Source organism: Candidatus Krumholzibacteriota bacterium, assembly GCA_016931295.1.
Lineage (GTDB): Bacteria > Krumholzibacteriota > Krumholzibacteriia > Krumholzibacteriales > Krumholzibacteriaceae > JAFGEZ01.
The window spans coordinates 49,274-56,312 of sequence record JAFGEZ010000031.1 but is presented as its reverse complement, the minus strand read 5'-3'; the positions used below and the strand labels follow the sequence as shown (position 1 = coordinate 56,312).

The 7,039-nt window shown below is 71.6% G+C and carries 5 protein-coding genes; 3 read left to right on the top strand and 2 right to left on the bottom strand.

Features of this window, described 5'->3' with window-relative positions; genetic code table 11:
- A partial coding sequence (locus JW876_07950; GenBank protein ID MBN1885438.1) for a phosphatase PAP2 family protein occupies positions 1–788 on the top strand: 788 nt, incomplete at its 5' end.
- A gap of 19 nt (positions 789–807) precedes the next feature.
- Here the strand turns inward: JW876_07950 and JW876_07945 are convergent.
- Positions 808–1,719, bottom strand: coding sequence for a universal stress protein (locus JW876_07945; GenBank protein ID MBN1885437.1), 912 nt, complete (start codon positions 1,717–1,719; stop codon positions 808–810).
- A 284-nt stretch (positions 1,720–2,003) separates the two neighbouring features.
- Here JW876_07945 and JW876_07940 point away from each other — a divergent pair, with 284 nt between their 5' ends.
- The gene (locus tag JW876_07940) at positions 2,004–3,371 is read left to right on the top strand and encodes a DASS family sodium-coupled anion symporter (protein ID MBN1885436.1); all 1,368 of its coding nucleotides are present in this window, start codon (positions 2,004–2,006) and stop codon (positions 3,369–3,371) included.
- Between the two features lies 1 nt (position 3,372).
- On the opposite strand, the gene JW876_07935 is transcribed toward JW876_07940, so the two are convergent.
- A complete protein-coding gene (locus JW876_07935) occupies positions 3,373–5,265 on the bottom strand; it encodes a TonB-dependent receptor (GenBank protein ID MBN1885435.1) in 1,893 nt (630 codons plus the stop codon).
- Positions 5,266–5,435: 170 nt separating this feature from the next.
- On the opposite strand from JW876_07935, the gene JW876_07930 reads away from it, so the two are divergent.
- The gene (locus tag JW876_07930; protein ID MBN1885434.1) at positions 5,436–6,998 is read left to right on the top strand and encodes a glycosyltransferase family 39 protein; all 1,563 of its coding nucleotides are present in this window, start codon (positions 5,436–5,438) and stop codon (positions 6,996–6,998) included.
- Positions 6,999–7,039 lie beyond the last annotated feature (41 nt).

The window sequence follows — 7,039 nt, the reverse complement described above, 5'->3', positions numbered from 1 at the left end:
CGCCCGATGTACAACATCATCTTCACCGACGGCGATTCCTCGACCTTCTTCGCCCTGACGGTCGGATACTGCTTCTGATGCGACCGCGGATCGTCGCCGCCATCCTCCTCGCCGCCTGCGCCGCGCTGGCCCTCGGCGCCGCGCTGGCGGCGCGCGGCGCAGGCGTCGCCGCCACGGGGCCCGACGAGGCGCTCTTCCGCCTCGTCAACGGCGCCGCCGCCAATCCCGTCCTCGACGTCGTCATGCCGGTCGCGACGGACCTCGACCGCTGGCGCGTCCTCTTTCTCCTCGTCTGGGCCGCCCTCGTCATTTTCGGCGGGGCGAAGGGGCGCTGGGCCGCGCTCGGACTGATCCTCCTCGTCGCGGCGAGCGACCAGCTCTCGAGCAACCTCCTCAAGCCCCTCGTCGCGCGCGCCAGGCCCTGCGAGATCCTCGGCGGCGTCCGGATGTGGCGCGGAGACGCGGGATGGATCGAGACGCCCCTCGAGGTGACGCGGTCGTGGAAGTCCTCGTTCGCCTTCCCCTCGAGCCACGCCGCCAACATCACCGCCACGATGTTCTTCCTCGCCGCGCTCTACCGGCGCGCCCGGTGGTGGCTCGTCGGCGTCGCGGTCCTCGTCTCCCTGTCCCGGGTCTACGTGGGGGTGCACTGGCCGAGCGACGTCCTCTTCGGGATGGCCCTCGGCGCCGCGCTGGCGTGGGGAGCGGTGTCGCTTCACCACAGGATGGCGCCGCCCGCGCCGGCAACGCGGACAGGCCCGCCCGGGGACGCGGACGGACCCGCCTGAGACGCGGTCGATCGCTTTTCTACACGACGAGCACGGGGCAGACGGCGCGCTGGATGACGCGCGCCGCGGTGGAGCCGAGCAGGAAGTCCCCGATCCCGTGCGAGCCGGCCTGCCCCATCGCGACGAGGTCCACCTTCTCCGCCGCGGCGAAGGCGCGGATCCGGTCGATCGCCCGCCCCTCCTCGACGACGTAGCGGACCCTGATTTCGTCGAACTTCGCCCCGAGGACGTCGCGCATCTTGCCCTCGACGCGCTCGTTGAGCTGCGGGTCGAGCTCGAGGATCGAGGTGATGCCCGAGGTGTAGTAGACGGGCGGGATCTCGACGTCGACGGCGTGGAAGACGATCACCTCGGCGCCGGTCATCCCGGCCACCGCCTTCACCCAGGGAACGGGCTTGTAGGATTCCTCGGAGAAATCGATCGGGAAGAGGATCTTTTCGATGCGCACCTCCCCGGTCGCCGGATCGAGGAACTCGTGCTCGGGCTGCTTGACGACGAGGACCGGGGCCGGGGCGTACCGGATGACGTTCTCCGTGACGCTCCCGAGGAGAACGTGACGCAGGCCGCTCCGGCCGTGCGTGGACATGACGACGAGGCCGACATCGCCCTCGTCGCGGAGGAACTCGAGGATCGACGCGTGCGGCGACACCCCCTGGACGATCTCCTCGCGCACCGCGATGCCGTGGTCGCCGAGCTGCTCGATGCAGACCTGCAGATCCTCGCCGGCCATCCGGCGCACCTCGTCGCAGTAGGCCCCGAGCGCGGGAAAGCGGTGCTCGGGATCGTTGGGATCGTGCTCGTAGAGGGTGACGGCGTGCAGCATCACGAGCTCGGCGTCGAAGAGCTTCGCCATCCGGATCGCGTAGGGCAGGGCGTGGTTGGCGAGCTCCGAGAAATCGGTGGGAAAGAGGACCTTCGTGACTCCGGGCATCGTGGACCCCCTCGCATTCGATAACATGTTGATTACAGGCCTGTTGCGATCCACCCCACCACCGCATCCCCGCGACCGATGCTACGGGCGCGCGCCGGGGGTGTCAAGGCGAAAGGGGCGGGCGGGCGCGACCCGCGGCGATTCGGGCGGCGGCGGGAAGCCGGCGGCGGAAACGCCCCCCGTTTCCCCTCGGGCGGGCCGCGACAATCCCTTGAGACCTCCGCCGCGCCGGTGTATACTGGCGCGACGGTTCGTTCGCGATCATCCGCAACCGGCGAGGCGCGATGCGCACTGGCAGCCCCGACAGGCAGATTTGCAGGGCCGCGATCCTGCTCGCCGCCGCTCTCGCGGCGGGGTTCGTCGTATCGTCGCTCTCCCTCCCCGGCCTCGGCGAGGCGGGACGGCGGGCCCTCGGCATCTTCGCCGTCGCGGCGATCCTCTGGATCGCCGAGCCCTTCCCCCTCTACGTGACCTCCTTCGTCGTCGTGATCCTCGAGGTCGTCTTCCTCGGCCGGCCCGGCGGGCCGCTCGGCCTCGCGGCCGGCGGATACGCGATCTTCATGCGCCCCTTCTTCGACCCGGTCGTCGCCCTCTTCCTCGGCGGCTTCGTCCTCGCCCGCGGCGTCACGCGCTACCGCCTCGACGAGCGGATCGCGCGGGGGATCCTCTCGCGGGTCGGCGGCAGGCCCCAGATGGTCCTCCTCGGCATGATGGTGACGACCTCGGCCCTCTCGATGTGGATCTCCAACACGGCCACCTGCGCGCTCATGATCGCCGTGGCCCTGCCGGTCGTCCACTCGCTCCCCGAAAACGAGCCCTTCCGCACGGCGATCCTCCTCGGCATCCCCTTTGCCGCCGACATCGGCGGGATCGGCACCCCGATCGGCACGCCGCCGAACGCGATCGCCATGGGGATCCTCCGGCAGACGGGGGCCGAGCTCGGCTTTCTCGACTGGATGGCCCGGGGCATCCCCGTCGTCATACTCCTGCTCTTCGTAGCCTGGACGCTGCTCCGTCTCCTCTACCGGCCGCGCGCGGCGTCGATCCGGCTGCCCGACGCCGCCGTGCCGCCGATGGACCGCCGGTCGTGGCTCGTGCTCGGCGTCTTCGGTATCGTCGTCGTCCTCTGGCTGACGGGCGGTCTGCACGGCGTGCCGGCCGCGGCCGTCGCCCTCCTGCCCTTCGTCGTCTTCTTCGGGTTCGGCTTTCTCGACCGAGAGGACCTGGGGAAGCTCGGCTGGGGCGTGCTGCTGATCATCGGCGGGGGGATGAGCCTCGGCGTGGCGATGCGCGAGAGCGGCCTCACCGCGTGGATCGTCTCGCAGCTGCCCCTCTCCGAACTCGGCACGGCGGCGATCCTCTTCGTCCTCGCCGGGGCGGCCGTGGCGATGACCACCTTCATCTCCAACACGGCGACGGCCAATCTCCTCCTGCCGGTCGTCGTGGGGATCGCGGCGATCGAGCCGGTGACGAGCGCGGTCGTCGTGGCGATGTCCGCCTCGGCCGCGATGATCCTGCCGATCAGCACCCCCTCGAACGCGATCGCCTACGGCACGGGGCTCGTTTCGGTGCGGGACATGATGCGCGCCGGCTCCATCGTGGCGGTCGTCTCGGCCACGGTGATCGTCCTCTTCATCAGGTACGTCTTCTAGATCAGCGGCCGGGGCCGCTCCATCGCAGCCCGGCGACGAAGGTCCGGCCCGGCATCCGGTAGAGCCCCGCCTGCCCGCTCGGCAGGTCGACGAAGACGTCGCAGCGCTCGCCCGCGAGGTTGTCGACGCCGACCCAGAAGACCGCGCCGCCGCTGACGGGGATCCCGACGTCGAGATCGAGGACGGTCCATGCGTCGATCGGCAGCGTCTCGTCGTCGCCGGCATAGTACTCGTCGATGCGCCGTCCCTCGAGCCGCGCCGTCCCCCGCTCGTGTTCGACGGCGATCCAGGCCCCCGCGGTGACGCCGGGCCGGCCGCGCGTGCGGCCGTCGGTGTCGAGGAGGGAGAGGGAGAGGCCGCCGGAGAGGAGGCCGCGCCACTGCGCGTCCGCCGATGCCTCGATGCCGGTGAAGAAAACCTCGCCGACGTTGTCGAAGCGGAAGAGGGGCGGGGCGTCGGGGTTCGGGGCGAGATCGACGAAGCCGTCGCCGGTCATGCGGAAGACGGAGAGGTCGACGGCGAGGAGGTCGCCGAACGAGCGGCGGACGCCCGCCTCGACGTTCCAGACGCGCTCCGCCTCGAGATCGGGATTGGAGACGGGGAACATGAAGAGCTCGTTCAGCTGCGGCACGCGGAAGCCGCGCGCGACGCTCGCCCGGAAAACGGTCGATCCGCCGGCGTGCAGGACGATCCCCGCCGAGGGGCACAGCTCGCGGCCGGCGTACTGGTCGGCGTGGAGGCGGAGGCCGCCGGAGAGGATGACCGCCGCGGCGGGCCGGTACTCGGCCGTGGCGAAGATGCCGCCGTCGCGCTTCTCCCACTCGCCCACCGGCGCCCCGAGGCTCTCGCCCCAGAGGAGGCGCAGGTCGGCGCCGCCGCCCACCTCGAGTCCGTCGACGGGCCTGCCGCAGAGGTGGACGGCGAGCCCGTCGGTGCGGTCGCGCGAATGCCAGCCGTCGTCGAACCGGTGCTCGCCGAAATTCCGGTACCAGCGAGCCTCGACGTCGATCTCTCCCGCCTGCCCGGCGAGAGAGGCCTCGGCGCTGCCCCGCTCGTAGTCGTTCCACGTGCGGGCGATCGTGGCGGGGTCGTCGGTGGAGCGCAGGGGCTCCTCCTTGTAGCCGTCGAAGAACTTGCCGCCGATCTCGAAGCGCAGCGAGGGCGAGAGGAGCGCCCCGGCGCGGCCGATCACGTCGTAGCCGCGGTAGCCGCTGTGCTCGACGTGCCCGTCGGAGACGCGGCGGTCGGCGCTCGCCGCGGCGTAGAAGCGCTCGCCGCCCCAGGCGAGGCGGCCGGTGGCGACGCCGGTCCCGTTTGAGCCCCCGCCCCCGCGCATCTCGAGATCGAGCCCGGGGCCGACGGCGCGCGGGATGATGTTCATCACGCCCCCGATGGCGCCGGAGCCGTAGAGGACGGATGACGGCCCGCGGACCACCTCGATCCGCTCGACGTCGTGCAGGAGGAAGGAGTGGGTGATCGTGCAGCCGTAGAGCGCCATCGTCTCGGGTCGTCCCCCCACGAGGACGAGCGAGCGCCGCCCGCGGGAGCCGAGGCCGCGGATGCAGACGTCGCTCCGTCCGAACCGGCCGGTGCGGTGGACGAAGACGCCGGGGCAGCGGCCGGCGAGATCGGTCGAGGAGTTGGCGTGCGAGCCGCGCACGCGGCGCCGTCCGAGGACGCTGACGGAGCGCGCGCACTCCTCCACCGGCGAGCGGAACCGCTTCCCCGTGACGACGATCTCCGGACCCGGCCAGACCCGCAGGCTGTCCGCCTTCTTCGCCTTCCGCCCCTGCTTCCGTTTCTCCCCGCCGGCGGCCCCCGCCGGCGAGGCCAATACCATCGCCGCCGAGACGATGATGATCCCCGCCATCGCGCACCTGCGCAGCCTCGTCACCCGAGACCTCCCGTTCGTTCCTGCCGCGCGGTCCCCGTCGCCGCGCCGGTGACACGGTAGCGGATTCCGTAACACGGACGCAAGAGAAAATCGTGTTACCGGACTTGTTTTCGTGCCACGACCGCGATAATCCTTGAGCCGGCCCGCGCGTCCGGCGTATCAATGGATGCATGGCGCGCCGACGGGAGACCGGACTCTTCGTCGACGAGGGCTTCCTCGCCCTCGTCGTCGTTCTCGTCGCCCTCGTGATCCGGCTGCTCCACGCGTGGTTCACCGCGAAATACAACCCCCTCGCCGCCGACCTCGTCCTCGACGCGGCCGGCTACGACCGGTGGGCGCGCGTCCTCGTCTGGGGCGGCGAGCTCCCCGCCACGCGGCTCATGCAGGCCCCCCTCTATCCCTGGTTCGTCTCGATCGTCTACCGGATCTTCGGCCCCTCGCCGACGGCGGTTCGCGTCGTCCAGGCGATCCTCGGCACCGCCTCGGTCGGCTTCACGGTGACGATCGCCCGGCGGCTCCTCGGCTCCTCGGCCGCGGGGATCCTCGCCGGGCTTCTCATGGCCTGCTACCTGCCCCTCGTCTTCTACGAGGGGGTGCTCGTGCCGGCGACGCTCGTCGTCTTCCTGAACCTGCTCTTCGTCCTGCTCTTGACGACCGAGTCGGGGCCCCCGCCACGCGTCAGGCTGCTGGCCGCCGGGCTCGTGCTCGGTTTCTCGGTCGTCGCCAAGCCGGTCGCCCTCCTCCTGCTGCCCTTCGCGCTGCTCCACCTGCGCTTCGGCGGCGGCGGACCCGGGAATGTGAACGCGCGCAGCGAGGCGCCGCGGCGGCCGGGGCGGGGCTTGTCCGCCCGGGCGGCCGTTTTCGCCGCCGGCCTCGTTTTCGGCGCATCGCCGCTCGCGATCCGCAACCTTGCGGTCACCGGCGATTTCATCCCGCTGACGACGGGCGGCGGGATCAACTTCTACATCGGCAACAACGCCGGGGCGAACGGTTTCTACGCCGTCCCCGACTGGGACGGGCGATCGCTCGGCGCGACGCCCGGCGAGCAGTGCGAGCGGATGTACGAGGTGGCGGCCGCCGTGACGGGGCGGCCCGTCTCTCACGCGGAGATGTCGAACTTCTGGCGAGACCGCGGCCTCGACTGGGCGCGCGGCAACCCGGGCGCGTGGGCGGCGCTCGCGTGGCAAAAGACGCTCTTCTTCTGGAACCGCTACGAACGGGCGAACGTCGAGAGCATCGCCTTCCACCGCCGCTTCCCGGGGATCGTCGCCGCCCGGCTCCCCGGCTGGGGCGTCGCCGCGCCCCTCGCGATCCTCGGCATCTTCCTCACCGCGGGCCGCTGGCGCCGCCTCTGGCTCCTCTACGGGCTCGTGGGCGCCTATTTCGCCGCCGCGGTGATCTTCTACGTCCTCGCCCGCTACCGGCTCCCCGCGGTCCCGGCGCTGGCCGCCTTCGCCGGGGCGGCCGTCACCGAGCTGCTCCGGATGATCCGCGACCGCCGGCGCGCCGAGTTCGTCCTCATGATCGCGGCGTTCGTCCTCTGCGCCTTCTTCGTCAACAGGACGGTCGCTCGCGACACGCCGGGGCTGGAGGCGGGCGGTCTCGTGCGCCTCGGCACGGTTTTCGCCCGCCGCGGCGACACGGCCGGCGCCGAGGCGGCATGGCGGGAGGCGCTCCTCGTCGATCCGTCGAACGAGGCGGCGCGGCAGGCCCTCGAACGTCTCGGCCGGTGACGGGCACCCGGTTCCGCCGCCCGCATGCCGCCGAAAGGAAC

Bases quoted from the DNA above. Each gene is read 5' to 3' on its own strand.
- JW876_07945 (MBN1885437.1), bottom strand. From the start codon at position 1,719: ATGCCCGGAGTCACGAAGGTCCTCTTTCCCACCGATTTCTCGGAGCTC.
- JW876_07940 (MBN1885436.1), top strand. From the start codon at position 2,004: ATGCGCACTGGCAGCCCCGACAGGCAGATTTGCAGGGCCGCGATCCTG.
- JW876_07930 (MBN1885434.1), top strand. From the start codon at position 5,436: ATGGCGCGCCGACGGGAGACCGGACTCTTCGTCGACGAGGGCTTCCTC.